At 68.9% G+C, this 25,384-nt stretch carries 39 protein-coding genes; 6 read left to right on the forward strand and 33 right to left on the reverse strand.

All coding sequences use genetic code 11. The annotated features are described in order from the left end of the window. The first annotated feature begins 34 nt into the window (after positions 1-34). Positions 35-748, forward strand: coding sequence for an ABC transporter permease (locus ABEA10_RS02110; RefSeq protein WP_345456594.1), 714 nt, complete (start codon positions 35-37; stop codon positions 746-748). A gap of 39 nt (positions 749-787) precedes the next feature. Then, positions 788-1,090: a hypothetical protein gene (locus ABEA10_RS02115; RefSeq protein ID WP_345456597.1), complete on the forward strand. Its 303-nt coding sequence runs from the start codon at positions 788-790 to the stop codon at positions 1,088-1,090. A gap of 26 nt (positions 1,091-1,116) precedes the next feature. Here ABEA10_RS02115 and ABEA10_RS02120 read toward each other — a convergent pair whose 3' ends face one another. The 4 genes from ABEA10_RS02120 to rplM all read right to left on the reverse strand — a co-directional run bounded on the left by ABEA10_RS02120 (position 1,117) and on the right by rplM (position 4,124). After that, positions 1,117-1,641, reverse strand: a complete 525-nt coding sequence (locus tag ABEA10_RS02120; RefSeq protein ID WP_345456600.1) for a hypothetical protein — start codon at positions 1,639-1,641, stop codon at positions 1,117-1,119. Positions 1,642-1,646: 5 nt separating this feature from the next. After that, positions 1,647-2,987, reverse strand: a complete 1,341-nt coding sequence (gene glmM / locus ABEA10_RS02125; protein ID WP_345456603.1) for a phosphoglucosamine mutase — start codon at positions 2,985-2,987, stop codon at positions 1,647-1,649. Positions 2,988-3,138: 151 nt separating this feature from the next. Then, complete coding sequence (gene rpsI, locus ABEA10_RS02130) at positions 3,139-3,645, reverse strand: 30S ribosomal protein S9 (RefSeq protein ID WP_329250713.1); 507 nt, start codon at positions 3,643-3,645, stop codon at positions 3,139-3,141. 35 nt (positions 3,646-3,680) lie between these two features. Next, the gene (rplM, locus tag ABEA10_RS02135) at positions 3,681-4,124 is read right to left on the reverse strand and encodes a 50S ribosomal protein L13 (RefSeq protein ID WP_345456611.1); all 444 of its coding nucleotides are present in this window, start codon (positions 4,122-4,124) and stop codon (positions 3,681-3,683) included. A 255-nt stretch (positions 4,125-4,379) separates the two neighbouring features. Between rplM and ABEA10_RS02140 the strand changes: the two genes are divergently transcribed. The 3 genes from ABEA10_RS02140 to ABEA10_RS02150 all read left to right on the forward strand — a co-directional run bounded on the left by ABEA10_RS02140 (position 4,380) and on the right by ABEA10_RS02150 (position 7,977). Then, positions 4,380-5,132 carry a CAP domain-containing protein gene (locus ABEA10_RS02140; protein ID WP_345456614.1) on the forward strand — a complete coding sequence of 251 codons (753 nt, stop codon included), beginning with the start codon at positions 4,380-4,382 and terminating at the stop codon, positions 5,130-5,132. Between the two features lie 39 nt (positions 5,133-5,171). Continuing rightward, on the forward strand, positions 5,172-6,239 hold the full coding sequence (locus ABEA10_RS02145; protein WP_345456617.1) for a flagellar basal body-associated FliL family protein: 1,068 nt from the start codon (positions 5,172-5,174) through the stop codon (positions 6,237-6,239). A 208-nt stretch (positions 6,240-6,447) separates the two neighbouring features. Next, positions 6,448-7,977, forward strand: a complete 1,530-nt coding sequence (locus ABEA10_RS02150) for a hypothetical protein (protein ID WP_345456619.1) — start codon at positions 6,448-6,450, stop codon at positions 7,975-7,977. Positions 7,978-8,055: 78 nt separating this feature from the next. Here ABEA10_RS02150 and truA read toward each other — a convergent pair whose 3' ends face one another. From truA to infA, 8 genes are all read right to left on the reverse strand, one after another. Further along, positions 8,056-8,907, reverse strand: coding sequence for a tRNA pseudouridine(38-40) synthase TruA (truA, locus tag ABEA10_RS02155; protein WP_329250696.1), 852 nt, complete (start codon positions 8,905-8,907; stop codon positions 8,056-8,058). A 172-nt stretch (positions 8,908-9,079) separates the two neighbouring features. Beyond that, positions 9,080-9,619: a 50S ribosomal protein L17 gene (rplQ, locus tag ABEA10_RS02160; RefSeq protein ID WP_345456626.1), complete on the reverse strand. Its 540-nt coding sequence runs from the start codon at positions 9,617-9,619 to the stop codon at positions 9,080-9,082. A gap of 213 nt (positions 9,620-9,832) precedes the next feature. Then, the gene (locus ABEA10_RS02165; RefSeq protein WP_329250690.1) at positions 9,833-10,846 is read right to left on the reverse strand and encodes a DNA-directed RNA polymerase subunit alpha; all 1,014 of its coding nucleotides are present in this window, start codon (positions 10,844-10,846) and stop codon (positions 9,833-9,835) included. Between the two features lie 98 nt (positions 10,847-10,944). Then, a complete protein-coding gene (rpsD, locus tag ABEA10_RS02170) occupies positions 10,945-11,574 on the reverse strand; it encodes a 30S ribosomal protein S4 (protein WP_329250687.1) in 630 nt (209 codons plus the stop codon). A 15-nt stretch (positions 11,575-11,589) separates the two neighbouring features. Then, complete coding sequence (rpsK, locus tag ABEA10_RS02175) at positions 11,590-11,991, reverse strand: 30S ribosomal protein S11 (protein WP_285582658.1); 402 nt, start codon at positions 11,989-11,991, stop codon at positions 11,590-11,592. A gap of 61 nt (positions 11,992-12,052) precedes the next feature. Further along, complete coding sequence (rpsM, locus tag ABEA10_RS02180) at positions 12,053-12,433, reverse strand: 30S ribosomal protein S13 (protein ID WP_329250685.1); 381 nt, start codon at positions 12,431-12,433, stop codon at positions 12,053-12,055. A gap of 222 nt (positions 12,434-12,655) precedes the next feature. Next, positions 12,656-12,769, reverse strand: coding sequence for a 50S ribosomal protein L36 (gene rpmJ, locus ABEA10_RS02185; RefSeq protein WP_141956754.1), 114 nt, complete (start codon positions 12,767-12,769; stop codon positions 12,656-12,658). A gap of 68 nt (positions 12,770-12,837) precedes the next feature. After that, entirely contained in the window at positions 12,838-13,059 is a 222-nt protein-coding gene (infA, locus tag ABEA10_RS02190; protein WP_067912209.1) for a translation initiation factor IF-1, read from the reverse strand. A 229-nt stretch (positions 13,060-13,288) separates the two neighbouring features. On the opposite strand from infA, the gene ABEA10_RS02195 reads away from it, so the two are divergent. Next, on the forward strand, positions 13,289-14,065 hold the full coding sequence (locus ABEA10_RS02195; protein WP_345456634.1) for a metallophosphoesterase: 777 nt from the start codon (positions 13,289-13,291) through the stop codon (positions 14,063-14,065). A gap of 28 nt (positions 14,066-14,093) precedes the next feature. Here ABEA10_RS02195 and ABEA10_RS02200 read toward each other — a convergent pair whose 3' ends face one another. The 21 genes from ABEA10_RS02200 to rplB form a co-directional block, all read right to left on the reverse strand. Further along, complete coding sequence (locus ABEA10_RS02200; RefSeq protein ID WP_345456636.1) at positions 14,094-14,531, reverse strand: DUF1707 SHOCT-like domain-containing protein; 438 nt, start codon at positions 14,529-14,531, stop codon at positions 14,094-14,096. Further along, positions 14,515-15,351 carry a type I methionyl aminopeptidase gene (gene map, locus ABEA10_RS02205; protein ID WP_345456639.1) on the reverse strand — a complete coding sequence of 279 codons (837 nt, stop codon included), beginning with the start codon at positions 15,349-15,351 and terminating at the stop codon, positions 14,515-14,517. Before map ends, ABEA10_RS02200 begins: the two co-directional genes overlap by 17 nt. 119 nt (positions 15,352-15,470) lie before the next feature. Beyond that, positions 15,471-16,124: an adenylate kinase gene (locus ABEA10_RS02210; RefSeq protein ID WP_285582670.1), complete on the reverse strand. Its 654-nt coding sequence runs from the start codon at positions 16,122-16,124 to the stop codon at positions 15,471-15,473. Then, positions 16,124-17,425, reverse strand: coding sequence for a preprotein translocase subunit SecY (gene secY, locus ABEA10_RS02215; protein WP_345456643.1), 1,302 nt, complete (start codon positions 17,423-17,425; stop codon positions 16,124-16,126). Before secY ends, ABEA10_RS02210 begins: the two co-directional genes overlap by 1 nt. A gap of 163 nt (positions 17,426-17,588) precedes the next feature. Further along, the gene (gene rplO / locus ABEA10_RS02220; RefSeq protein WP_329250672.1) at positions 17,589-18,041 is read right to left on the reverse strand and encodes a 50S ribosomal protein L15; all 453 of its coding nucleotides are present in this window, start codon (positions 18,039-18,041) and stop codon (positions 17,589-17,591) included. Between the two features lie 2 nt (positions 18,042-18,043). Continuing rightward, positions 18,044-18,226: a 50S ribosomal protein L30 gene (rpmD, locus tag ABEA10_RS02225; RefSeq protein WP_329250669.1), complete on the reverse strand. Its 183-nt coding sequence runs from the start codon at positions 18,224-18,226 to the stop codon at positions 18,044-18,046. Then, entirely contained in the window at positions 18,223-18,834 is a 612-nt protein-coding gene (rpsE, locus tag ABEA10_RS02230) for a 30S ribosomal protein S5 (RefSeq protein WP_329250666.1), read from the reverse strand. The genes rpmD and rpsE overlap by 4 nt, the downstream gene beginning before the upstream one ends. 43 nt (positions 18,835-18,877) lie before the next feature. Next, positions 18,878-19,258, reverse strand: coding sequence for a 50S ribosomal protein L18 (rplR, locus tag ABEA10_RS02235; protein ID WP_378205481.1), 381 nt, complete (start codon positions 19,256-19,258; stop codon positions 18,878-18,880). An 8-nt stretch (positions 19,259-19,266) separates the two neighbouring features. After that, positions 19,267-19,803, reverse strand: coding sequence for a 50S ribosomal protein L6 (gene rplF / locus ABEA10_RS02240; protein ID WP_329250663.1), 537 nt, complete (start codon positions 19,801-19,803; stop codon positions 19,267-19,269). 18 nt (positions 19,804-19,821) lie between these two features. Beyond that, positions 19,822-20,220 carry a 30S ribosomal protein S8 gene (gene rpsH / locus ABEA10_RS02245; RefSeq protein WP_285582679.1) on the reverse strand — a complete coding sequence of 133 codons (399 nt, stop codon included), beginning with the start codon at positions 20,218-20,220 and terminating at the stop codon, positions 19,822-19,824. A gap of 126 nt (positions 20,221-20,346) precedes the next feature. Continuing rightward, a complete protein-coding gene (locus ABEA10_RS02250) occupies positions 20,347-20,532 on the reverse strand; it encodes a type Z 30S ribosomal protein S14 (protein WP_285582680.1) in 186 nt (61 codons plus the stop codon). Positions 20,533-20,535: 3 nt separating this feature from the next. Further along, positions 20,536-21,111: a 50S ribosomal protein L5 gene (gene rplE / locus ABEA10_RS02255; protein ID WP_285625176.1), complete on the reverse strand. Its 576-nt coding sequence runs from the start codon at positions 21,109-21,111 to the stop codon at positions 20,536-20,538. Next, complete coding sequence (rplX, locus tag ABEA10_RS02260) at positions 21,111-21,425, reverse strand: 50S ribosomal protein L24 (RefSeq protein ID WP_329250660.1); 315 nt, start codon at positions 21,423-21,425, stop codon at positions 21,111-21,113. Before rplX ends, rplE begins: the two co-directional genes overlap by 1 nt. Next, the gene (rplN, locus tag ABEA10_RS02265; RefSeq protein ID WP_141956740.1) at positions 21,425-21,793 is read right to left on the reverse strand and encodes a 50S ribosomal protein L14; all 369 of its coding nucleotides are present in this window, start codon (positions 21,791-21,793) and stop codon (positions 21,425-21,427) included. Before rplN ends, rplX begins: the two co-directional genes overlap by 1 nt. Before the next feature lie 110 nt (positions 21,794-21,903). Next, positions 21,904-22,179, reverse strand: coding sequence for a 30S ribosomal protein S17 (gene rpsQ, locus ABEA10_RS02270; RefSeq protein WP_285582686.1), 276 nt, complete (start codon positions 22,177-22,179; stop codon positions 21,904-21,906). Next, positions 22,172-22,420: a 50S ribosomal protein L29 gene (rpmC, locus tag ABEA10_RS02275; protein WP_285582688.1), complete on the reverse strand. Its 249-nt coding sequence runs from the start codon at positions 22,418-22,420 to the stop codon at positions 22,172-22,174. Before rpmC ends, rpsQ begins: the two co-directional genes overlap by 8 nt. A gap of 73 nt (positions 22,421-22,493) precedes the next feature. After that, positions 22,494-22,913, reverse strand: coding sequence for a 50S ribosomal protein L16 (gene rplP, locus ABEA10_RS02280; protein ID WP_329250657.1), 420 nt, complete (start codon positions 22,911-22,913; stop codon positions 22,494-22,496). 7 nt (positions 22,914-22,920) lie between these two features. Then, positions 22,921-23,763 carry a 30S ribosomal protein S3 gene (gene rpsC, locus ABEA10_RS02285; RefSeq protein ID WP_329250654.1) on the reverse strand — a complete coding sequence of 281 codons (843 nt, stop codon included), beginning with the start codon at positions 23,761-23,763 and terminating at the stop codon, positions 22,921-22,923. After that, positions 23,763-24,158, reverse strand: coding sequence for a 50S ribosomal protein L22 (gene rplV, locus ABEA10_RS02290; protein WP_345456664.1), 396 nt, complete (start codon positions 24,156-24,158; stop codon positions 23,763-23,765). Before rplV ends, rpsC begins: the two co-directional genes overlap by 1 nt. Before the next feature lie 29 nt (positions 24,159-24,187). Then, positions 24,188-24,469 carry a 30S ribosomal protein S19 gene (gene rpsS / locus ABEA10_RS02295; protein ID WP_329250648.1) on the reverse strand — a complete coding sequence of 94 codons (282 nt, stop codon included), beginning with the start codon at positions 24,467-24,469 and terminating at the stop codon, positions 24,188-24,190. A gap of 11 nt (positions 24,470-24,480) precedes the next feature. Continuing rightward, entirely contained in the window at positions 24,481-25,314 is an 834-nt protein-coding gene (gene rplB / locus ABEA10_RS02300) for a 50S ribosomal protein L2 (protein WP_329250646.1), read from the reverse strand. Positions 25,315-25,384: the final 70 nt, after the last annotated feature.

Genomic DNA, 25,384 nt, shown 5'->3' on the forward strand with positions numbered 1-25,384 from the left:
GGTTTCACGCCGGCCAGCCGATGAACGAGGATGCATGAACACCATCGCGTACATCACTTTTCGCGGCATGCTCGGGCGGCGCCGCGCGCTTCTCCTGTTCATTCTCCCGGCCGTCCTGCTGCTGCTCAGCATCGGCCTGCGGATCACCGGCAACGCCGACCTCGACACCGCGGCGGCCCTGCTGACGCAGTTCGGGCTGGGCGCGCTGCTGCCGCTGCTGGCACTGCTCGCCGGCACGGGCGTGATCGGCCCGGAGATCGACGACGGCCAGATCATGTACATCATGACCAAGCCGATCGCCCGGCCGGTCATCTCGACCACCAAGTACCTGGTCGCGGTGATCCTGGTCGTCGGCTTCGGCGTCGTGCCGATCTTCGTCTCCGGCCTCATCATGAACGGCCTGACGGCGGGCCTGGCGAGCGGCTTCGCCCTGGGCGCGCTGGTGGGCGGCATCGCGTACTGCGCGCTGTTCGTGGCGCTCGCGGTGATGAGCCGGTTCGCCGTGACGATCGGCCTGATCTACGCCCTGGTCTGGGAGAACCTCATTGGCCGGTACGCCTCGGGCGTCCGCACGCTGTCCATCCGGCAGTGGTCGGTCACGATCACCGACCTGGCGACGAACGCGACCTCGGTCACCTCCGAGGTGCACACCTCCACCGCCGTACCCCTGCTGATCGTGCTGACCGTCCTCGGCGTCACCGTCGCCGGCTGGAAGCTCCGCACCCTCTCGATCACCGGCGCCGACTAGCATGCATCGCCGACTCGGCACGGAGGCGGACAAGCACCTGTGACCTCGGTCGATGCCGCTGTCGCGAGGAGCGTCTTCCGCAAGCCGCTCGCCTCCGAGCTCCTGGACCGGTTGTGGTCCACCGACCTCGGCCGTCTCACCGACCGGCTGTACGCCGCCGAACCCGATGCCCCGGCCGTCGAGGGTGCCGTCGCCCGCATCACCGAGATGCGGGAGGAGGGCCGGATAACGGGCGACAGGTGGGACGGCCTGATCGTCGACAGCGAGTTCGCGGTGAAGTACCCGAGCGAGGCACCGAGCATCGCGGAGTGGATCCGCTCGACCCGCGATGGCGCGCCCTGAGCACGGCACCCGGACTCCGGTGCGCTCTAGAGATAGCCGGGCTTACCGGTGTCGGCGAAACGCACCACGGAACGACGGATCAGGTCGAGGAACTCCTGGACACCGTCCGTCACCTCGTCGAACCCGCTCTCGGTGGACGCCGCACGGGAGCGGTGGACGGCTCCTTCGGCGTCGACGGCGAACATGATGCCTCCGCCGTCCGAGGCGATCACCGTGCCCCGCGCGTCGTCCGCACCGCCGTGCGGTACGGGGCCGTCGGCGCGCAGGTGATCGAGTACGAGGCCGGCCGGGTGGAAGAAGCACGCGTTACCGACGTCCGCCAGGACGACCTCGCCGATGGATCGGTAGAAGGTGACCAGATCGGCGGGGGTCAGCTGCTCGCGGGCGAGCTCCGCGGCCGCACTCCGGTCGCCGGTGTCCGGGGATCTGACCTCGTTGGTGCCCGGCGGATAGCCGTACTTCTCCTCGAACGTGCTCAGCATCGTGCTGAGCGCGGCATCGACCTGCGATCGCCACCGGGAGAGCCACCCGGCGGAAAGTGCGCCGCCCATCCGGGCTACAGGGCGGTGCGGACGACCTCGGCGAGGCGTTCGGCCAGGGTGCGGGCCTGATCTTCGCGGGTGGCCTCGACCATGACGCGGACCATCGGCTCGGTGCCGCTCGGGCGGATCAGGACGCGTCCCGTGTCGCCGAGTTCCGCCTCGGCGGTCTCGACCGCCGCCCTCAGCTCCGGCGAGGTCTTGGCGCGGGACTTGTCGACGTTCTTGACGTTGATGAGCACCTGCGGGAGGCGGGTCATCACCTTGGCGAGTTCGTCGAGCGGGCGGCCGCGGCCCGCGACGGTGGCGAGCAGGTGCAGGCCGGTCAGCAGGCCGTCTCCCGTGGTCGCGTGGTCCAGCATGATCACGTGGCCGGACTGCTCGCCGCCGAAGGCGTAGCCCCCGGACTTCATGGCCTCCAGGACGTAGCGGTCGCCGACCGTCGTCTCGACGACGTTGAGGCCCTCGTCGCGCATGGCAATCTTGAAGCCGAGGTTGGACATGACCGTCGCGACGACGGTGTCGCCGGGCAGCCGGCCGGCCTCCCGCAGTTCGACCGCGAGGATGGCCATGATCTGGTCGCCGTCGATCGGCTCGCCCGTGGCGGTGACCGCGAGGCAGCGGTCGGCGTCGCCGTCGTGGGCGATGCCGACGTCGGCGCCGTGCTCGACCACGGCGCGGCACAGCGCGTCCAGGTGGGTGGAGCCGTAGCCGTCGTTGATGTTCAGGCCGTCCGGGGAGGCGCCGATGGCGACCACATTGGCGCCGGCGCGGCGCATCGCCTCGGGGGAGACCCCGGACGCGGCGCCGTGCGCACAGTCGACCACGACGCGGAGGCCGTCCAGCGAGCGGGGCAGCGTCGACAGCAGGTGCGCGATGTAGCTCTCGACCTCACCCTGCGCGTCGCGTACGCGGCCCACGCCGGGGCCGGTCGGGCCGCACCACTCCTCGCCGAGGTGCGCCTCGATCTGGTCCTCGATCTGGTCGGCGAGTTTGTGCCCGCCGCGGCCGAAGAACTTGATGCCGTTGTCGGGCGCGGGGTTGTGGGAGGCCGACAGCATGACGCCGAGGTCGGCGCCGAGCGACTGGGTGAGGTACGCGACGGCGGGCGTCGGCAGCACGCCCAGGCGGAGGACGTCGACGCCGGCGGAGGCGAGCCCGGCCACGACGGCGGCCTCGAGGAACTCGCCCGAGGCGCGCGGGTCGCGGCCCACGACCGCGACGGGCCGATGGCCCTCGAACGCACCGGCCTCGCCGAGGACGCGGGCGGCGGCCACCGACAGGTCCAGCGCGAGCCGGGCGGTCAGGTCACGGTTCGCGACCCCCCGGACGCCATCGGTTCCGAACAGACGTGACACTGCTAACACCCCAAGGTCGCGCGTGGCGGACCGGCCCGCCGGCCCTCGAACAAAGCGATCGGCGGTCCCGCGAACCCACGGAACCGCCGAAGTCCTGTGCGGCGCCCTCCACCCGGGCGTACCGGGCCGGCGGGTCGCCGCACAGGGTCGATCAACGCTTGCTGTACTGCGGAGCCTTGCGCGCCTTCTTGAGGCCGTACTTCTTCCGCTCCTTGGCCCGCGCGTCACGGGTGAGGAAGCCGGCCTTCTTGAGGGGCGGGCGGTTGTCGGGGTCGACGAGCTGCAGCGCGCGGGCGATTCCCAGGCGCAGGGCGCCGGCCTGGCCGGTCACGCCGCCGCCGTTGACCCGCGCGATCACGTCGAACTGGTCCTCGAGGCCGAGCGTGACGAAGGGCTCGTTCACGACCTGCTGGTGGACCTTGTTGGGGAAGTAGGCGTCGAGGGGACGACCGTTGATCGTCCACTTTCCACTGCCGGGGACGATGCGCACGCGCGCGATCGCCTCCTTGCGACGGCCGGTGCCCGCGGCCGGGCCGGTCAGCACCGGACGGGGGGTCTCCTCGACGAGGACCTCAGCGGACTCGGAGGTGTAGTCCCCCACGTACTCTTCATAGTCGGCGCCCTCGAGGGGCGTCTCGATACCGGTGGACTCAGCCACGGGACTCCTCAGATTTCGATCTCGACGGCGCGCGTCTACTGCGCGATCTGCTTGATGTCGTAGGGCACCGGCTGCTGCGCCTGGTGCGGGTGCTCGGGACCGGCGTAGACCTTGAGCTTCCCGAACATCTTCCGGCCGAGCGAGTTCTTGGGCAGCATGCCCTTGATCGCCTTTTCGACGGCGCGCTCGGGGTGCTTCGCCATCAGGTCGGAGTAGGTCACGGAGCGGAGACCACCGGGGTAGCCCGAGTGGCGGTAGGCCTTCTTCTGCTCCAGCTTCTTACCCGACAGCGCCACCTTGTCGGCGTTGACGATGATCACGAAGTCGCCGGTGTCGAGGTGTGGCGCGTAGATCGGCTTGTGCTTACCCCGAAGCAACGTCGCGACCTGGCTGGCCAGCCGACCCAGCACGACATCGGTCGCGTCGATGACGTGCCACTGACGTTCGACGTCAGCGGGCTTAGGGGTGTAGGTGCGCACGGTCGTAAGCCTTCGTTTCGTGTCTGACAACAGAGACCGGGCCGGCGGGACGGGCGACGTCCGTCACTGGCCCGCATGGTCAAGCGACCCGAAGAACGGGCACGCTGACGCACACAACGAACTGGCAGGATACCGGCCCACTGACGTGCGGGTCAAAGCGGGCGGCTTCCGCCGCCTCCTGCCATCGCTTCGGACGATCATGCGTTCGTCCTTTTTACAGCATACTGCAGGAATTACTCCAGAACGGCGCGCTCGATGGTGGTTAGCACCTCTATAGTGCTGCACCTCCGCAGCCCCCTGGAGGACCCCCTGTCCGCCAAGCGTTCGATCCCCATCAAGCGCAAGGTCCAGGCGTTCGTGATCCTGGCGATCGCGTTCTTCGTCGCGACAGGCTTCGCGGCGAACCGCTACATGACGGCGCACTCCGTAACCGGCGACCAGCCCGCGCAGGACGCGGCCGTGGTCCCCAGCCCGGAGGGCTCGGCCGTCCGGCCGACCACCCCGGCCCCCTCGCACACCCCCTCCCGTAAGCACACGCCCAGCCACCGTCCCGCCGCCAAGGTCGTCAAGCCGAAGAAGAAGCCCTCGGCCACGGTGAACGCCGGCTCCGCGGGCGCCCCGGCCAAGAACGTCGCGGCCGAGAACCTCGCCGTACAGCTGACGAACCGGCAGCGGGCCAAGCACGGCTGCTCCGCGCTCCACGTCGACGCGCACCTGCGCACCGCGGCGCGGGCCCACTCGAAGGACATGCGCGTACGGCGCTACTTCGAGCACAACTCACCGGACGGCAGGACCCCGTGGGACCGGATCAAGGCGGCCGGCTACAGCCGGCCCGGCGCCGAGAACATCGCCATGGGATACGCCACAGCCCAGGCGGTCGTGGCGGGCTGGATGAAGAGCCCCGGACACCGGGCGAACATCCTGAACTGCAGCCTGAAGGCGGTCGGAATCGGCGTCGAGTACGGCTCCGGAGGGCCGTGGTGGACGCAGGACTTCGGCTTCCGGTAAACCCCTGATCACCTGATACGAGCAGGTAGGGTCGCATTCATGTCTTATCCGGGTGATCAGCAGCAACCCGGCGGCTGGGGCCCCTCCCAGCCGCCGTCGTCGCCGTACGGCCCGGGCGACGACCAGGCAGGACACGGCGGTCCGCCCTCCTTCGGCGGCCCACGAGACGGAGGCTTCGGGCCGGGCGGCGGCGCCGGTGGCGCGGGTGGCTACAGCGGCTCGTTCGGCGACGACCCCTCGTTCGGCGACGAGCGTCCCCCGTCGTACGGCAACGCCTTCGAGCCGAACCCCTCCTACGACTCCTACGACAAGGGCGCCGAACCCTACGGCGGCGGTCCGGGCGACTACGGTCCGGGCGATGACTTCGGCTCGGGTTCGGGCTCCGGCCGCAAGCGGCTGCTCATCGGCGCGGCGATCGCGGTGGGCGTCATCGTGGTCGCCGGCGGCGCGGCCTTCGCGATCACGTCCGGAGGCGACGACAAGCCCAAGACGGAGGCGGCTCCGTCCTCGGCGCCTCCCGCCACGCCGACGCCGACCCCCACGCCGTCTCCGACCGAGACCGGGCGCGGCGACCGCCTCCAGAGCCGCGCGACCGACCCCAAGCTCCTCACGCTGAACGAGATCTTCAAGGACCGGTCGTTCAAGGCCGGAGGCCGCCGCTACCTCATGACGGCACGGCGCTCGGAGCGCAAGTGCTCACCGCCGACGCACGGCACGAAGTTCCGCAAGGCGCTCGCCAGGGGCGGCTGCAACCAGGTGCTGCGGGCGACCTTCAGCAACGGCAAGCTGATCGGCACGATCGGTGTGATCAACCTCAGGACCCAGGCCGCGGCCACGTCGGCTCAGACCGCGTCGAAGTCGAAGGACGCGTTCGTCCTCGCGCTGCCGGGCACCGGCACCACCAAGAAGATCGGCCAGGGCCTGTCCCTGACCACCACCGAGGTGAACGGCCACTACCTGATCATGAGCTGGGTGCAGTACCCGAGCGGCAAGAAGATCGCCACGAGCGACTACTCGGCCGTGAAGTCGTTCGTGAAGTACACGACGTACGGCAGCAATCTGCGCACGGCCCTGAACTATCGGTCAATGGAGGGCAAACCGGCATAAGGTTTGCCCTCACCTAATACTCTGGTGACTCATGTCTGGCCATGACGAGACTTTCCTTCCTCCCGACGAGGAGGAAGCGAAGCTTCCGCCGCAACCGCCGACAGACGCTCCGCCACACTTCGGACAGGGCTCGGCCGCCAAGAGGCCGTCAGTCGTTTTCCAGACCGCCGACACACGACCGGGCATGCCGGGCTTCTCCGGATCGTCGGTGGCATCCGACGCCGAGGAGACCATGACCCCGCCCTTCCCGCGCCCCGGCGCCCCCACGCCGGACGCCCACCAGCCCACCCCGACCTCGCACCCGGCGCAGGACTCATCCCCGCAGAACACCACGAACGGCGCCGCATCGAACGACGGGCACACCACCCCCTCCACACCACCGCCGAACGGCTTCCCCGGCTCGGCGCCCACGAGCGGCCCGTACGGCACCACACCGCCGCCCGGCGTCCCAGGCGACGCGAGCGGCCCCGCCGGATCAGGCACCCCGTACGGCGCCACGCCGCCGCCCGGTTTCCCGGGCGACACCGGCGGCGCTCCGTACGACACCACTCCGCCGCCGGGGTTCGCCGGCGGCGCGGGCGAGACCGGCCGGACGCCTCCGCAGCAGCCACCCGTCCCGGAGGCCGAGCGCACCGTCACCGACGAGCCGAACGCCGCGCAGGAGGCCGCTCCGGGCGACCTCCCCGAGGCGGAACGGACCGTGGCCGACGACGTCCCGCCGTCCGGGGCCTCGGCAGAGGCCGCTACCGGTGCGACCGGACAGCGAACAGTGGCCATCCTGAAGATCCCCACGAACGGGGCGACGACCAGCGCCCCGGGTCCCGAGCTCGAACCCGACGCGATCCTGCCGCCCGGCACGCCGCCGCAGGCGCCGCCCGACCCGCCGCCGCACGACCCGCACGCCACCACGACCGGTCCGATCCCCAGGCTCGGCCCCGGGGGTTCGTTCCCCGGCGGTCCCGGCGGGCCCCCGCCCCAGGGCGGCGGCACCGGAGGGGTCTCAGGGGCCCGTAGAGCGCTGCTCGTGGCCGGTGGACTCGTGGCCGCCCTCGTACTCGGGGGCGGCGGTGCGCTGGCCGTCACGCAGCTCTCCGGCGGTACGGCGAAGGAGCACAAGGTCGCCGACCCGCAGCCGCCGACCCCGACGCAGGTGCGGCCGACGCCCACGCCGACCCCGTCGAAGACCAAGGCCAAGCACAAGCCCAAGCACGTGCCGGTCGACATCCGCGACGAGAAGACCGATCCCAAGCCGCTGACCGTCCACGAGGTCTTCCCGGCCAAGACGCTGACCCTGGCGAAACAGAAGTTCACCCGGGCCAAGGCGGTCATCAACGACCATTGCTCCCTGGCCGCCAACGGGCCGTTCGCCACCGAGCTGACCCGCCAGCACTGCCGCCGGGTCGTCCGCGCGACGTTCGTCTCGGCTGACAAGAAGGTGGCCGTGACGACCGGCATCGCGGTGATGCCGACCGACGCCGCCGCCAAGGCCGTCCTGAAGGTCCAGGACCCGGCGCACTACGAGTGGTTCCGCGGCATGAAGGCCACCGGCGCCCCGAAGATCGACCACGCCGGCGGCTTCGCCGCGAGCACGGTGCGCGGGCGCTACATCAGCTACGCGTACGCGACGTACGCCGACGGTCACAAGCCGGCCGCCGACGACGACACGCTGAAGAAGGTCGGCACCGCGTTCCGCGACTCGACCGCCCGTCCCATCGAACGGCGCGACGACAAGCACTGACCGCCGGGGTGCTCCCAGGCTCGGCTGCGGGCCTGGGAACCACCGGCCGCCCGACCGGGCGGCGAGTCCTGAGACAGGTCAGCTGGCGTGGCGTTCCTCGGGGGCGCTCCCGCCGAGGACCCGGATGCGACGCGTCTCCTGGGCACGGTCGGCCAGGTGCGCGGCGTCCGGGTAGGTCACCTCTTCCAGCGACAGACCGTACGGCGGGAGCACCTGCACGGCGGAGTCGCGCCGTCCGCCGGCGAGCACCTCGGCCGGCCACTCGATGGGACGGCGGCTGTCGCCGACCGAGATCAGCGCGCCGACCAGCGCCCGCACCATCGAGTGGCAGAAGGCGTCCGCCTCGATGGTCGCGACGGCGATGTTCCCGGCCTCGCGGGCCCAGTCGCAGCGCAACAGCCGCCGGATGGTCGTGGCGCCCTCACGGCGACGGCAGTACGCCGCGAAGTCGTTCTCGCCGAGCAGCAGCGCCGCCGCGGCGTTCATCCGGTCGAGGTCGAGCGGCCGCGGGTGCCACAGCACCTCGTGCCGGCGCATCGGGTCGACGCCGATCGGGTTGTCGCACACCCGGTAGGCGTAGCGCCGCGACAGCGCCGAGAACCGCGCGTCGAAGCCCTCCGGCGCCTGGCCGATGCGCCAGATCCGGATGTCGGCGGGCAGCACGCCCGCGAGGCGGCGCGGCAGGGTCCCGGTGACCGGATAGTAGGCCGCGACCGGGACGACGACGTGCGCCACCTGACCGCGGGCGTGCACCCCGGCGTCCGTACGGCCCGCCACGGTCAGCACCGGCGGCGGGTCCAGGCGGAGCACGCGTCCCAGAGCCTCTTCGATGACACCCTGAACCGTCCGCTGGTTGGGCTGGCGGGCCCAGCCCGCGAAGTCCGACCCGTCGTAACCGATGTCGAGCCGGAGTCGTACGAGAGCGGTCATGGCATCGGGAGATGGCTCAGGCGGCCGTTCGTCCATGTCGGTTGCCCTCCGGGCCCCGCCGTTCGGCGGCGACCCCGTGTCCATGCTCTCCGTGTCCTGGCCATTCCACAACTCTCCCAAAGATCGAGCCCGCCGTCCCGTAGGGCACGGCGGGCTCGTGACCAAGCGTGAGTTACTTCTTGTCCTCGGCCTCGTCTGCTTCCTCGGCCGAAGCGCTGTCCTGCGCTTCCTCGGCCTCGGCGGCGGCCGGCTCCTCGGCCGGCTCCTCGGCCGCGGTCTCGGCCTCGGCGGCCGGCTCCTCGGTCTCGGCGGGCGCGGCGGCCTGCGCCGGACGCCCGGTGGTCACGGCCGCCATCGGCTCGTCGACCAGCTCGATCAGGGCCATCGGAGCGCTGTCGCCCTTACGCGGGCCGAGCTTGGTGATCCGCGTGTAACCGCCGGGGCGGTTCTCGAAGCGCGGGCCGATCTCGGTGAACAGCGTGTGGACGACGCTCTTGTCCCGCACGACGGTGAGGACCTGGCGCCGCGCGGCGAGGTCACCGCGCTTGGCCTTGGTGATGAGCTTCTCCGCCAGCGGCCGCAGCCGCCGGGCCTTGGCCTCGGTCGTCGTGATACGGCCGTGCTCGAACAGGGCGGTGGCGAGGTTCGCCAGGATCAGCCGCTGGTGCGCGGGGCTGCCGCCGAGACGAGGGCCCTTGGTGGGCTGGGGCATGAGTGCTTCTCTCCTTGTTCAACCCGCGCCGGCCGTACGAGGTACCGGCGTCGGTCCAGCGGGAGTTCTTCCCGCTGTGTATCGCGGTGTGGGCGGCCCGGAACGGACCGCCCACATCTCTATGTCAGTCCTGCTCGGTCGCGCTCGGCTCCTCACTCACTTCGCGGCCGGCTCGTACCTCACCGGCCACTCCGCTCGCTCGTCGCCTCACGCTCAGTACTGCTCGGTCTCGGCGTAGCTCTGGTCCTCGTCGCCGTAGGAGTCGGCCGCCGCGGTCGGGTCGAACCCGGGCGGGGAGTCCTTCAGCGTGAGGCCCATGTCGTTGAGCTTCTGCTTGACCTCTTCGATCGACTTGGCGCCGAAATTCCTTATATCGAGCAGGTCCTGCTCGCTGCGCGCCACGAGCTCACCCACGGTGTGGATGCCCTCGCGCTTGAGGCAGTTGTAGGACCGGACCGTGAGGTTGAGCTCCTCGATCGGCAGCGCCAGGTCCGCGGCGAGCGCGGCGTCCGTCGGGGACGGGCCCATGTCGATGCCCTCGGCCTCGACGTTGAGCTCGCGCGCCAGCCCGAACAGCTCGACGAGCGTCTTGCCGGCGCTCGCCACCGCGTCACGCGGCAGCATCGCGGGCTTGGTCTCGACGTCGACGATCAGCCGGTCGAAGTCGGTGCGCTGCTCGACACGCGTCGCCTCGACCTTGTAGGTGACCTTCAGGACCGGCGAGTAGATCGAGTCGATCGGCACCCGGCCGATCTCCTGGCCCGGCTGCTTGTTCTGCGCCGCGGAGACGTAGCCTCGGCCACGCTCGACGGTGAGCTCCATCTCCAGCTTCGCCTTGTTGTTCAGCGTGGCGATGTGCAGCTCGGGGTTGTGCACCTCGACACCGGCCGGCGGCGCGATGTCGGCGGCGGTGACGTCACCGGGGCCCTGCTTGCGGAGGTACATCACGACCGGCTCGTCGTGCTCGGAGGAGACGACGAGCTCCTTGAGGTTCAGGATGATGTCGGTGACATCCTCCTTGACCCCCGGGATCGTGGAGAACTCGTGCAGCACGCCCTCGATGCGGATGCTGGTGACCGCGGCACCCGGGATCGAGGACAGGAGCGTACGGCGGAGCGAGTTGCCGATGGTGTAGCCGAAGCCCGGCTCCAGCGGCTCGATGGTGAACCGCGACCGGAACTCGTCGACCTGCTCCTCGGTGAGGGTCGGTCGCTGTGCGATGAGCATTTCAGAACATCCTTTCCGCGGCGCCCGCTATTTGACTGCCGCGACCTTGCGTTCGGCGGGCGTACGCCACAGCGGCGCACGCCCGCCCGAGCCGTACGTCAGCGCTTGGCGTACCACTCGACGATGAGCTGCTCCTGGACCGGCGCGTCGATGTGCTGGCGGACCGGGAGCGAGTGCACGAGGATGCGCATCTTCTCGGGCGCGACCTCGATCCATGCCGGGACCGGACGCTCGCCGGCCTCGGCGCGCGCGACCACGAACGGGGTCTGCTCGAGGCTCTTCTGCTTCACCTCGATGATGTCCCGCTCGCTGACGCGGTACGACGGGATGTCGACCTTCTTGCCGTTGACCAGGAAGTGACCGTGGCGCACCAGCTGGCGGGCCATGTCACGGCTCTTGGCGTAGCCGGCACGGTAGATCACGTTGTCGAGGCGGCGCTCGAGCAGGGACAGGAGGTTCTCACCCGTCTTGCCCTGGCGGCGGTTCGCCTCTTTGTAGTAGTTGACGAACTGGGCCTCGAGGACCCCGTAGATGCGACGGGCCTTCTGCTTCTCCCGGAGCTGGAGCATGTGCTCGCTCTCCTTGGGACGGCCACGGCCGTGCTCACCCGGCGGGTAGGGCCGGATCTCGATCGGGCACTTCGGCCCGTCGCACTTGCTGCCCTTGAGGAACAGCTTCATCTTCTCGCGGCGGCACAGCTTGCAGTCCGCGCCGGTGTATCGAGCCATCTCTCTCTTCCTAACTCAGACGCGGCGGCGCTTGGGCGGCCGGCAGCCGTTGTGCGGGACCGGGGTGACGTCCTGGATGGAACCGACCTCGAGGCCGGTCGCCTGCAGCGACCGGATCGCGGTCTCGCGGCCCGAGCCCGGGCCCTTCACGAAGACGTCGACCTTGCGCATGCCGTGCTCCATGGCGCGGCGCGCGGCGGCCTCAGCGGCCATCTGAGCGGCGAACGGCGTCGACTTACGCGAGCCCTTGAAGCCCACGTGGCCGGCGCTGGCCCAGGAGATCACGGCGCCCATCGGGTCCGTGATCGTGACGATGGTGTTGTTGAACGTGCTCTTGATGTGGGCGTGCCCGTGAGCGACGTTCTTCTTTTCCTTGCGGCGCACCTTCTTGGCGCCGGTGCGGCTCTTAGGCGGCATCTGCTCTCAAGTCTCCTGGAGGTCGTCGATCCGACGGTCCGGCACGTGGCCGGGCGGCGGACTACTTCTTGCCGGCCTTCTTCTTGCCGGCCACGGTCTTCTTCTTGCCCTTGCGCGTACGGGCGTTGGTCTGCGTGCGCTGGCCGTGGACCGGCAGCCCGCGGCGGTGACGGATGCCCTGGTAGCACCCGATCTCGATCTTGCGACGGATGTCCGCCTGAATCTCGCGGCGGAGGTCACCCTCGATCTTGTAGTTCGCGTCGATCCAGTCGCGGAGCTGCACCAGCTCGTCGTCGCCGAGCTCGTGGACCCGGCGGTCACCGCTGATGCCGGTCTCCTTGAGGGTCTCGAGCGCGCGGGTGCGGCCGATGCCGAAGATGTAGGTAAGAGCGACCTCGAGACGCTTTTCGCGCGGGAGGTCGACGCCGAGGAGGCGTGCCATCTCGGGCAGTTCCCTTCTGTTTCACGGAGGTCTGCGCTCCGCACCCTCACCTGCCCGGGTGAGGCCCCGGCCTCCGACCGGGGGTCGCTCCCTGAAAGGGGAGCCGCGGAGCGATGATGTTGTCGAGCTGTGTCTTCTGGGTCGCTCGCCCTCCTCGCTCGCTTCGCGAGTGCCCTCGTACCTCGGGCACTCACTCCGCTCGCTCGTCGGGGTCGCTCCCGGTCAGCCCTGGCGCTGCTTGTGGCGCGGGTCGTCACAGATGACCATGACCCGGCCGTGCCGGCGGATGACGCGGCACTTGCTGCAGATCTTCTTGACGCTCGGCTTGACCTTCACTGGGTCTCCTCATGGCAGGGTCACCCCCGCGCTGCCAGACGCGGGGAAGGCAACCCCAGTGGGTGGTTTTACTTGTAGCGGTAGACGATCCGGCCGCGGGTGAGGTCGTACGGACTCAGTTCAACGACCACACGGTCATCGGGAAGGATCCGGATGTAGTGCATCCGCATCTTCCCGCTGATGTGAGCGAGAACCTTGTGCCCGTTGTCCAGCTCCACCCGGAACATGGCGTTCGGGAGAGACTCGACGACGGTGCCTTCGATCTCGATGGCCCCTTCTTTTTTGGGCATGTCCTCCGCGCTTCACTGATCGGTTCGTCAGGAGAACGGCCCTCGCGGCGCCCCGAAGCATGCAGAGCATGCGGACATGAGCCGACACAGGACCGACAAAGAAGTGTACGTCACCAGCCGCGAGAATGTGAAATCGGCGCGATTCCTCACCAGACCGGCCCGGTGGTGGTCCGCCGAGCCGGCATCGTGGCCATGCCACTCCTCGCGAAATCTCAACGCACGAGTGGCCATGGTGATTCCCCACGCGCTCGTGGTCGGCTGGGGAGCCATGACGATCCTCGCGCAACTCAGCGATCTCCACCTGACCGTCGACGACCCCGCCCGCGTACGCTCGCTGCGCACCGCCCTGGCCACGCTGCTCGCCCTCGCCACGCCGCCCGACGCGGTGGTCCTCACCGGCGACCTGACGGACCACGGCCGCCCCGAGGAGTACGCGCTCCTCCGCGACGAGCTCGCCCGCCTGCCGATCCCCGCGCATCCGCTGCCCGGCAACCACGACGACGTCGCCGCGCTGCTGGCCGCCTTCCCCGCGATCCCGGCGGCGAACTACGCGGTGACCATGGCCGGCGTCCGGCTGCTGTGCTGTGATTCGACCGTTTCGGGCCAGGACGGCGGCGCGCTGTCGGATCCGGAGTGGCTGGACGCCGCCCTCGCCGAGGAGCCCGGGACCCCGTCGGTCGTGGCGATGCACCACCCGCCGTACGAGATCGGGGTCGGCTGGATCGACGCCATGGGGCACGCGCGGCCCGAGCGCCTCGCCGACGTGATCGCGCGCCATCCGCAGGTCGTCCGCGTCATCGCCGGGCACGTGCACGCGGGCTCGGTACGCGCCTTCGCCGGTACGGTCGCCACGACCTGCCCGAGCACGTACCGGCAGCTGCACATCGACCCCGGCGGCAGGCCCGCGCTGTCCGACGCGCCGCCCGGCCTGGCGCTGCACCTCATCGACGGCATGAGCGCCGTCACCCACTTCCGGCCGGTGGAGGAGACGCCCGAACCCGTCTGAGAGAGCGCCCGAGCCCCCCGGGACAAGGTCAGCGACGGTCGCCGCGCGTGCCGAAAGCCTGCCCGGCCAGCATCACCGCGCCCCAGGGCCCGGCCACCCAGAGCCACCAGGGGTACCAGGCACCCGACGACACCGCCGTGAGCAGCCAGACCACGAAGCACACGAGGTTCACCGCGGCGTACGTGGCCCAGCCCGCCCGCAGGCTCCCGCGGGACAGACCGCCGCCCATGCGCCGGGCCGGGGTCGACCGCCGCCAGGACGGCACGGGCAGCTCGTACAGGTCCTCTTCGGGCAGGTCCGCGGTGACCTTCTCCAGGTCTCCCAGAGTCCTGGAGGAGTAGACGCCCTCGAGGCGCTCGTTCAGCTCCTCGACGTCGATGCGCCCCTGAGCGCAGTGTTCCCGTAGCGCCGCCGCGACCCGGTCGCGGTCGGCGTCGGAGGCCCGCATCTCAGGGTTGAGCGCCATCCTTGATCCTCTCGTCCCGGCCGAGGAAACCGTGGGACGCACCGCCGTCGAGCGCGGTGAGCACCCAGGGACCGTCCTCGGTGACCGCGAAGGTGTGCTCGAAGTGCGCCGAGCGGGCGCCGTCGCCGGTCACCACCGTCCAGTCGTCGTCCATCAGGACGGTCGCCGCCGTCCCGAGGTTGACCATCGGCTCGACCGCGAAGCACATGCCGGAAGACAGGCGCGGCCCGTGCCCGGCCTCGCCGTAGTTGGGCACCGGAGGGTCCATGTGCATCTGCGTACCGATCCCATGGCCGACGTACTCTTCGACGATGCCATAGTCGCCCTGATCGCGCACATATGTCTCGACCGCGTGGCCGATGTCGCTCAGGCGGGCGTCGACCAGGCCGGCGGCGATGCCGCGCCACATCGACTCCTCGCAGACCTCCAGGAGCCGCTGGAGGTCCGGCGTGATCTCCCCGACCGGCACCGTCACAGCCGAGTCGCCGTGCCAGCCGTCGACGATGGCACCGCAGTCGATGGAGATGATGTCGCCGTCGCGCAGGACCTTGTCGGCGCTGGGGATGCCGTGGACGATCTCCTCGTTCACCGAGGTGCAGATCGTGGCGGGGAAACCCTGATAGCCCTTGAACGACGGCGTCGCGCCCGCGGAGCGGATGGACTCCTCGGCGATGGCGTCGAGGTCGGCCGTGGTGATCCCCGGGCGCACCTCCTCGGTGAGGCGGCGCAAGGTGCGGCCGACGACGAGGCCGGCCTCCCGCATCACGGCGAGTTCGTCGCGCGACTTGATCTGGATGGCCGGCTTACGCTTCTTCCACACTCTTCGCTCCGCACGTGGTCCGGGGGTTGGCCTACGAGGACGGCTCCACTCCTGCGGGCCTGCGCCCACCGCCCAGGCGGACGCGGCAGGCGCTCAGGCGCCGTGCCACGACCGCGAGATCAGGCGGCGAAGCGGCGGAGCGCGGCGAGGGCCCGCTCCGTGACCTCCTCGACGGGCCCGGTGGCGTCGATACCCACCAGAATGCCCTCATCGGCGTAGAACGACGCGAGAGGCGCCGTCTGTTCCTGGTAGACCTCCAGGCGGTGCCGGATGGTCTCCTCGCGGTCGTCGTCGCGCTGGAAGAGCTCACCGCCGCAGACGTCGCAGACGCCGTCCTTGGTGGGCGGGTCGAAGGCGAGGTGCCAGATCCGCCCGCACTTACGGCACGTGCGGCGGCCCGACAGCCGGCGTACGACCTCGTCGTCGTCGACCACGAGCTCGAGCACGAGGTCGAGCCTGCGGTCGGTCTCGGAGAGGATCTTCTTGAGCGTCTCCGCCTGCGGAACGTTGCGCGGGAAGCCGTCGAGCAGGAAGCCCTCCTGGGCGTCCTCCTCGCCCAACCGGTCACGCACCATGGCGATGGTGACCTCGTCCGGGACGAGATCACCCCGGTCCATGTACTCCTTGGCCTTACGGCCGAGGGGGGTGTTTCCGCTCACGTTCGCGCGGAAGATGTCACCTGTCGAGATTTTCGGGATTGACAGGTGCGATGCGATGAATTGGGCCTGCGTCCCCTTGCCCGCTCCGGGGGGACCCACGAGCACGATGCGCACTACCGCAGGAAGCCCTCGTAGTTACGTTGCTGGAGTTGGCTCTCGATCTGCTTGACCGTGTCCAGCCCGACACCGACCATGATCAGGATACTCGTGCCGCCGAACGGGAAGTTCTGGCTGGCGCCGATGAGACCGAACGCGATCATCGGGATCAAAGAGATGAGCCCGAGGTAGAGGGCGCCCGGCGCCGTGACGCGTGTGAGCACGTAGTCGAGGTACTCGGCGGTCGGCCGGCCCGGGCGGATGCCGGGGATGAACCCGCCGTACTTCTTCATGTTGTCGGCCACCTCGGTCGGGTTGAAGGTGATCGCGACGTAGAAGTACGTGAAGAAGATGATCAGGACGAAGTACAGCCCCATGTAGATCGGGTGATCGCCCTTGACGAGGTACTTCGAGATGAAGGTGCTCACCGGGTTGGTGCTGTGCCACATCTGCACCACGAGCTGTGGGAGGTACAGCAGCGACGAGGCGAAGATGACCGGGATGACACCGGCCTGGTTGACCTTGAGCGGGATGTAGGTCGACGTGCCGCCGTACATCCGGCGGCCGACCATCCGCTTGGCGTACTGCACCGGGATGCGGCGCTGCGCCTGCTCGACGAAGACCACGCCGGCGACGATCGCGATACCGACGAGGATGACGATCGCGAAGACGAAGCCGTGCTTGGTCTTGTAGATGTTCCAGAACTCGCTCGGGAAGACCGCGACGACCTGGGTGAAGATCAGGATCGACATGCCGTTGCCGATGCCCTTGTCGGTCACCAGCTCACCCAGCCACATGATCACCGACGTGCCCGCCGTGATCACGATGACCAGCGTGACGATGGTGAACCAGTTCTTGTTCCAGAGCAGGTCCTCGGTGCAGCCCTGCAGCAGGTTGCCGGTGCTCGCCATCGCGACGATGCCGGTGCCCTGGAGGACCGCCAGCCCGATCGTCAGGTAACGCGTGTACTGCGTGATCTTCGTGGTGCCGGACTGTCCCTCCTTGCGGAGCGACTCCAGACGCGGGATCACCACGGTCAGCAGCTGCAAGATGATGCTCGCGGTGATGTAGGGCATGATGCCCAGCGCGAAGATCGACAGCTTGAGCAGCGCGCCGCCGCTGAAGAGGTTGACCAAGCCGTAAATATTGCCGTTGGCACCCTTGGTCGCCACATCGACACAACGATGGACGGCGCCCGTGTTCACGCCCGGTGCCGGCAGCGTGGACCCCAGCCGGAACACGGCGATGATGAAGAGCGTGAAGACAAGCTTCTTGCGCAGGTCGGGTGTTCGGAACGCCCGAGTGAACGCGGTCAGCACCATTCCTCCTGCGCGAATTCCGGCCATGAGGCACAATCAGGGCCGCGGATGGGCCCCGGTCGATGGTAGGCGGCGATAGCCGCCGCTCGCACTCTAACAGCCCTTGCATGGGCTGACGCCCCCGCCGGGCCTCGGCGGGGGCGATTCCCACAAGGGCTTGGTCTCACAGTGTTTCGGCGGTGCCCCCGGCACCTGTGATCTTTTCCTTGGCGGAGCCGGAAAAAGCGTGAGCCTTGACCTGCACCGTTACAGAGATGTCACCAGTACCAAGAATCTTTACCGGACGGCCCGAGCGCACCGCGCCCTTGGCGGCGAGGTCGTCGGGCGTCACCTCTCCACCCTCAGGGTAGAGCTCGGCGAGCCGGCCCAGGTTGACGACCTGGTATTCGACACGGAACGGGTTCTTGAAGCCCTTGAGCTTCGGCACCCGCCGGATCAGGGGCATCTGGCCGCCCTCGAACCCGGCCGGCACCGTGCTGCGGGCCTTGGTGCCCTTGGTGCCGCGCCCGGCGGTCTTGCCCTTGGACGCCTCGCCACGACCCTTACGGGTCTTGGCCTTGTGAGCACCCGGAGCGGGCCGCAGGTGGTGCGGCCGCAGCGGAGTCTCGGCTCCCATGATCAGTCAACCTCCTCGACCGTGACCAGATGGCGCACGGTCTGGATCATCCCGAGCACCTCGGGGCGGTCCTCGCGGACGACGCTCTGGCCGATCCGCTTGAGCCCGAGGGTGCGCAGGGTGTCGCGCTGGTACTGCTTGCCACCGATCCGCGACTTGACCTGCGTGATCTTCAGGTTACTCATGACGCCGCGACCTCCTGCCGGGCCTCGGTGCCGGCGGCACGGGCCTTCAGCATGGCGGCGGGAGCGACGTCCTCGATCGGCAGGCCGCGCTTGGCCGCGATCTCCTCCGGCCGGCTGAGCTGCTTCAGCGCCGCCACCGTCGCGTGGACGATGTTGATGGCGTTGGACGAGCCCAGCGACTTGGACAGGACGTCGTGGATGCCCGCGCACTCCAGCACGGCGCGGACCGGGCCACCCGCGATGACACCGGTACCGGGGCTGGCCGGCTTCAGCAGGACGACGCCCGCCGCCTCCTCACCCTGGCTGGTGTGCGGAATGGTGCCCTGGATCCGCGGCACCTTGAAGAAGTGCTTCTTGGCCTCCTCGACACCCTTGGCGATCGCCGCGGGCACCTCCTTGGCCTTGCCGTAGCCGACACCCACGGTGCCGTTGCCGTCGCCCACCACGACCAGCGCGGTGAAGCTGAAACGCCGGCCGCCCTTGACGACCTTGGCGACACGGTTGATCGCTACGACACGCTCGATGTACGACTGGCCCTTGTCGGCGCCACCCCGGCGATCATCACGCCGGTCGCGCCGCTCGCCGCCGCCACGACGTGGTGCTGCCATTAGTGGTTCCTCTTCTCGTCCGTCGGTTGCAGTGAGCGGGCCATCAGAGCTCCAGCCCACCCTCGCGGGCACCGTCGGCCAGAGCCGCGATGCGACCGTGGTACCGGTGCCCGGCGCGGTCGAAGACGACGGCGCCGATGCCGGCCTCCTTGGCCCGCTCCGCCAGCAGTTCGCCGACCTTGCGCGCCTTGGCCGTCTTGTCGCCCTCGCTCGTACGGAGCGTGGAGTCGAGCGTCGACGCCGACACCAGCGTGTGGCCGGCGATGTCGTCGATGATCTGCGCGGACATGTGCTTCGCCGACTTGGTCACGACCAGCCGCGGCCGCTCGGCGCTGCCCTGGATCTTCTTCCGGACGCGCAGGTGCCGACGGGCTCGGGACGCCGCGCGCGCCGAGGTCCGCTTGCGGACCTGGGTCTTGCTCACAGGCACGACTACTTACCAGCCTTTCCGACCTTGCGGCGGATCTGCTCGCCTTGGTAGCGCACGCCCTTGCCCTTGTACGGGTCCGGCTTGCGCAGCTTGCGGATGTTCGCGGCGACCTCGCCGACCTTCTGCTTGTCGATGCCCTCGACCACGAACTGGGTCGGCCGCTCGACACGGAAGGTGATGCCGGCCGGCGGCTCCACCGTGATCGGGTGGCTGAAGCCGAGGGAGAACTCGAGGTTGCTGCCCTTGGCCTGAACGCGGTAACCGACGCCGACGATCTCCAGCGTCTTGCTGTAGCCCTCGGTCACGCCGATGACCATGTTGTGGATCAGCGTCCGGGTCAGGCCGTGCAGGGCACGGACCGGTCCCTCGTCGCTGGGGCGACCGACCTTGATCTGACCGTCCTCCTGGACGACCTCGATCGGCCGGGCAACCTTGTGCTTGAGCTCGCCCTTGGGGCCCTTGACCGTGACGTCCTGGCCGTCGACCTTGATGTCGACGCCGCTGGGGACGGGGATGGGCAGACGTCCAATGCGCGACATGCTGTTTTCCCTCCCCTCTTACCAGACGTAGGCGAGGACTTCCCCGCCCACACCGCTCTTGCCGGCCTGCCGGTCGGTCATCAGGCCCGAGGACGTCGAGATGATCGCGACGCCGAGACCACCGAGGACCTTGGGCAGGTTGTCCTTCTTCGCGTAGACCCGCAGGCCCGGCTTGGAAACCCGCTTGAGCCCGGCGATCGAACGCTCACGGCTCGGGCCGAACTTGAGGTCGACCACCAGCTTCTTGCCGACCTCGGCGTCCTCGACGCTCCACCCCGAGATGTAGCCCTCCTGCTGGAGGATCTCGGCGATGTGCGCCTTGATCTTCGAGTACGGCATGGCCACGGTGTCGTGGTACGCCGAATTCGCGTTCCGCAGACGTGTCAGCATGTCTGCGATCGGGTCGGTCATCGTCATGGCCTACTGGGCCCTCCTCGCCGCGGTTTCCGCGCATCGTCCGCGCGGACCTTCGACGTGGTCGTGGGTGCCTTGCTCAGGCACCCGGTTGGTCATTATCGCCTGTTGTCTTGAATGCAGTCCGGCTTACCAGCTGGACTTGGTGATGCCGGGCAGCTCGCCGCGGTGCGCCATCTCCCGGAAGCAGATCCGGCACAGGCCGAACTTGCGGAAGACCGCGCGCGGACGCCCACAGCGCGAGCACCGAGTGTAGGCGCGCACCGAGTGCTTGGGCTTCCGGTTCGCCTTGGCGATCAGAGCCTTCTTCGCCATCTGTCAGTTCTCCTTGAAGGGGAAGCCCAGGTGCCGAAGAAGCGCCCGACCCTCCTCGTCGGTCTTGGCGGTGGTCACGATCGTGATGTCCATACCGCGCTGCCGGTCGACCTTGTCCGGGTCGATCTCGTGGAACATCACCTGCTCGGTGAGCCCGAAGGTGTAGTTGCCGTTGCCGTCGAAGTGCTTCGGCGACAGGCCACGGAAGTCACGGATGCGCGGCAGGGCCAGCGACAGCAGCCGGTCGAGGAACTCCCACATGCGGTCACCGCGGAGCGTGACGTGAGCGCCGATCGGCATGCCCTCGCGCAGCTTGAACTGCGCGATCGACTTCTTCGCACGGGCCACGGCCGGCTTCTGCCCGGTGATGGTCGTCAGGTCGCGCACCGCGCCCTCGATGACCTTCGAGTCGCGGGCGGCGTCACCGACGCCCATGTTGACCTTGATCTTGGTCAACCCGGGGATCTGCATGACGTTCGCGTAGCCGAACTCGTCGCGCATCGCCTTGGCGATCTCGTCGCGGTAGCGCTGCTTGAGCCGCGGCTGCACGGTCTCCTGGGTGGTCGTGTCGGCGGTCATCAGATGTCCTTACCGGTACGGCGCGAGATGCGAACCTTCGTGCCGTCTTCGTCGAATCGGTAACCGACGCGGGTGGGCTTGCCGTCCTCGACCAGCGCCACGTTGCTGACGTGGATCGAGGCCTCCTTGGTGACGACCCCGCCGTCCTTGGCGCCGCGCGGTCCCTGGTTGGTCTCCTTGGTGTGACGCTTAACCAGGTTGACGCCCTCGACGATCACGCGCTCGCGATTCGGGTCGGCGGCGATGACCTTGCCGGTCGCGCCCTTGTCCTTGCCGGCGATGACGATGACGTCATCACCCTTCTTGATCTTCATCAGAGCACCTCCGGCGCGAGCGAGATGATGCGCATGAACCTCTTGTCGCGCAGCTCCCGGCCGACCGGCCCGAAGATACGCGTACCGCGCGGGTCTCCGCCGTCCCTGATGAGCACAGCCGCGTTCTCGTCGAAGCGGATGTAGGAGCCGTCGGGACGGCGGCGCTCCTTGCGGGTGCGCACGACGACGGCCTTAACGACATCACCCTTCTTCACGCCGGCACCGGGAAGGGCGTCCTTCACGGTCGCGACGATGATGTCGCCGATGCCCGCATAGCGCCGACCCGAGCCACCGAGAACCCGGATGCAAAGGATCTCCTTGGCACCCGTGTTGTCGGCGACCTTGAGTCGCGACTCCTGCTGGATCACGTCAACTCCTGTTATTCTCGCCGGTTCTCTTTCGAGCCTGGCGGATTCGATCCTTCAGTCGCTCGGCGGCGACTGCCATTCACCGGGGACCACCTCGGGGGCGGAACCCCTTACTTGGCCTTCTCAAGGATCTCCACGACACGCCAACGCTTCGTGGCCGACAGCGGGCGGGTCTCCATCAGCCGGACCCGGTCGCCGACGCCACACGCGTTGGACTCGTCGTGCGCCTTGTACTTCGTCGTACGGCGGATGATCTTGCCGTACAGGGCGTGCTTGACGCGGTCCTCGACGGCGACCACAACGGTCTTGTCCATCTTGTCGCTGACCACCAGACCCTCGCGGATCTTGCGGTAGCTCCGCGTCTGCTGCGTCTTCTCGTCACTCATCGGTGGACTCCTCCACGGGCTCCTCGGCGAACACGACGATGCCGAGCTCCCGCTCCCGCATCACGGTGTAAATGCGGGCGATCTCCCGCTTCACTTCGCGCAGCCGACCGTGGGTCTCAAGCTGGCCCGTCGCCGCCTGGAAGCGGAGGTTGAACAGCTCCTCCTTGGCCTCCTTCAGCTTGGTGACCAGCTCGGCCTCCGGCTGGGACCGCAGATCTTCGGCGGTAAGGCCCTGAGCCATCACGCCTCACCCACTTCGCGCTTGACGAACTTGCAGGTCAATGAGCACAGCATCGGGAGCTTGTGCATAGACATCAGGCCTCACCGACCTCGCGCTTGACGAACTTGCACTTCATCGGGAGCTTGTGCATCGCGCGGCGGAGGGCCTCGCGAGCCAGCGGCTCCGGGACACCGGCGAGCTCGAACATGACCCGGCCCGGCTTGACGTTCGCGACCCACCACTCCGGCGAGCCCTTACCGGAACCCATGCGGGTCTCGGCGGGCTTCTTGGTCAGCGGACGGTCGGGGTAGATGTTGATCCACACCTTTCCGCCACGCTTGATGTGCCGGGTCATGGCGATACGTGCGGCCTCGATCTGCCGGTTGGTCACGTACGCGCCCTCGACGGCCTGGATGCCGAACTCACCGAAGACGACCTTCGTGCCGCCCTTGGCCATGCCCCGTCGCTTCGGGTGGTGCTGCTTGCGGTGCTTGACCCTGCGAGGGATCAGCATTGGTAATTCAGCTCCCCTCACCCGCGCTGGACGGCGCCGCCGTCTCAGTCGCCTGCTGCTCGGCGGGCGCGCTCGTCGCGGCCTGCTGCTGCCGGCCGCCGCGGTCGCCGCCACGGTCTCCGCCGCGGCCACCACGGCCGCCGCCACGACGCTGCGGCCGCTCGCGACGGCCGCCGCCACCGGCGGCGCGCTCCTTCGCGGCCTGCGCCTCGCGCTCGGCGCGGCTCGTCGGCGCCTCGCCCTTGTAGATCCAGACCTTCACGCCGATGCGGCCGAAGGTCGTACGGGCCTCATAGAAGCCGTAGTCGATGTCGGCGCGGAGCGTGTGCAGGGGCACCTGGCCCTCGCGGTAGAACTCCGAGCGGGACATCTCGGCACCGCCCAGGCGGCCGCCGCACTGCACCTTGATCCCCTTGGCGCCGCTCTTCATGGCGCTCTGGATCGCCTTACGCATGGCACGACGGAACGCGACTCGGCTGGACAGCTGCTCGGCGACGCCCTGCGCGACGAGCTGCGCGTCGATCTCGGGGTTCTTGACCTCGAGGATGTTGAGCTGGACCTGCTTGCCGGTCAGCTTCTCCAGGTCGCCGCGGATGCGGTCGGCCTCGGCACCCCGGCGGCCGATCACGATGCCCGGACGCGCGGTGTGGATGTCGACGCGGACGCGGTCACGGGTGCGCTCGATCTCCACCTTGGAGATGCCGGCCCGGTCCATGCCGCGGGTCAGCATCCGGCGGATCGACACGTCTTCCTTGACGTAGTCCTTGTACAGCTTGTCGGCGTACCACCGGCTCTTGAAGTCGGTGGTGATGCCCAGTCGGAACCCGTGCGGGTTGACCTTCTGCCCCACTAGCGGGTCCTCCTCGTCTGCTTGCGGCCGTTGCCCGAACGCTTGCCGCCCTTGTCACCCTCGGGACGCGCCTCGACCACGACCGTGATGTGGCTGGTCCGCTTGTTGATGCGGTACGCACGGCCCATCGAACGCGGGCGGTAGCGCTTCAACGTCGGTCCCTCGTCCACCCACGCCCGGCTCACGAAGAGCGTGTCGGCGTCGAGCTTCTGGTTGTGCTCGGCGTTGGCGATGGCGCTCGAGAGCACCTTGTACACCGGCTCGCTCGCAGCCTGAGGGGCGAACTTCAGCACCGCCTGAGCCTCCGCGGCCTGCATGCCGCGGATGAGGTCCACCACGCGGCGGGCCTTTCTGGGCGTGACGCGGGCGTACCGCGCCTGGGCCCTGGCTTCCATCGCTGTTTCCTCGCTCTCGATACTTCTTGTCAGCCCCGCCGGCTGCGGCGGTCTTCCTTGACGTGGCCCTTGAAGGTCCGCGTCGGGGCGAACTCCCCGAGCTTGTGACCGATCATGGCCTCGGTGATGAATACGGGAACGTGCTTGCGGCCGTCGTGCACGGCGATCGTGTGACCGAGCATGTCGGGCACGATCATGGAGCGACGCGACCACGTCTTGATGACGTTCTTGGTGCCCTTCTCGTTCTGCACGTCCACCTTCTTGATCAGGTGGTCGTCGACGAAGGGACCCTTCTTAAGGCTACGTGGCATGGCTTCGGCTCCTACCGCTTCTTCTTGCTGCGACGACGGACGATGAGCCGGTCGGACGGCTTGTTCGCCCTCCGGGTGCGACCCTCTGGCTGGCCCCACGGGCTGGAGGGGTGGCGACCACCGGAGGTCTTGCCCTCACCACCACCGTGCGGGTGGTCGATCGGGTTCATCGCGACGCCGCGGACGGTCGGGCGCTTGCCCTTCCACCGCATGCGGCCGGCCTTGCCCCAGTTGATGTTGGACTGCTCGGAGTTGCCCACCTCACCGACCGTGGCGCGGCAGCGCAGGTCCACCATCCGCATTTCGCCCGAGGGCATGCGCAGCGTGGCGTACTTGCCCTCCTTGGCCAGCAGCTGGGCGCCGGAGCCGGCCGAGCGGGCCAGCTTCGCGCCGCCGCCGGGGCGCAGCTCGATGGCGTGCACGACCGTACCGGTCGGGACGTTGCGCAGCGGCAGGCAGTTGCCCGGCTTGATGTCGGCGGACGGACCGTTCTCGACGCGGTCGCCCTGCTTCACACCGGTCGGGCAGAGGATGTAGCGCTTCTCCCCGTCGGCGTAGTGCAGCAGCGCGATGCGCGCGGTGCGGTTCGGGTCGTACTCGATGTGCGCGACCTTCGCCGGCACACCGTCCTTGTCGGCGCGCCGGAAGTCGATGACCCGGTACGCCCGCTTGTGCCCGCCGCCCTGGTGCCGCGTGGTGATGCGGCCGTGGACGTTACGGCCACCCTTCTTGGGGAGCGGACGCACCAGCGACTTCTCCGGCTCGGCCCGGGTGACCTCGACGAAGTCGGCCACACTCGAACCGCGGCGACCGGGGGTCGTCGGCTTGTACTTACGGATGCCCATCTTTTTCGTTCATCCCTTGTCTGTCTTCGGACGGTGAACCGATCCGGACCGGCCCTCCGCGGAGCCCGGC

It is taken from the genome of Actinoallomurus oryzae, from assembly GCF_039541955.1.
GTDB lineage: Bacteria > Actinomycetota > Actinomycetes > Streptosporangiales > Streptosporangiaceae > Actinoallomurus > Actinoallomurus oryzae.